Genomic DNA, 431 nt, shown 5'->3' on the forward strand with positions numbered 1-431 from the left:
TGGCGGCGGGCTTGTCCTCGGGCCTTGCCGACGCCATCGCCTTCGCACCGGCATCGGGCGGCGGCATCGGCCAGCTGACGTGGTCGAAACTGCCGGCGACGGTGGCGCCGGCCGCGTCTGGGATGCGCACGTTGCCGGCGATGGCATCGCCTTGCAGGCGCAACTGCAGCGCCTGGCCTTCGCGCGCGAGCTGCAAGCGGGTATCGGCGAAGCCGGCACCGAGCAGGTTGAGACGCCCGACCGCGACGTCGATGCGCTGCAAGGGCAAGCCTTCGCCCGATGCTTTCGATTCATCGCTCCCACGCGCGACCGCCACCCAGTCCAGTGCGTCGAGCGCATCGGTGCGGCCGGTCACGACCAGGCCTTCGGCCGGCGGCGGTTCGCCGACGGACGCGCCGCCCAGCACCACGCGCACGCCGGTGGCATCGCCG

At 72.9% G+C, this 431-nt stretch carries 1 pseudogene; it reads right to left on the bottom strand.

The features are described 5' to 3' along the window. A pseudogene (locus QAA18_RS11880) lies at positions 1-431 on the bottom strand (hypothetical protein); the annotation flags it as partial.

Origin of the sequence: Luteimonas sp. 8-5 (assembly GCF_029763755.1) — a bacterium.
In the GTDB taxonomy this organism is placed as follows: domain Bacteria; phylum Pseudomonadota; class Gammaproteobacteria; order Xanthomonadales; family Xanthomonadaceae; genus Cognatiluteimonas.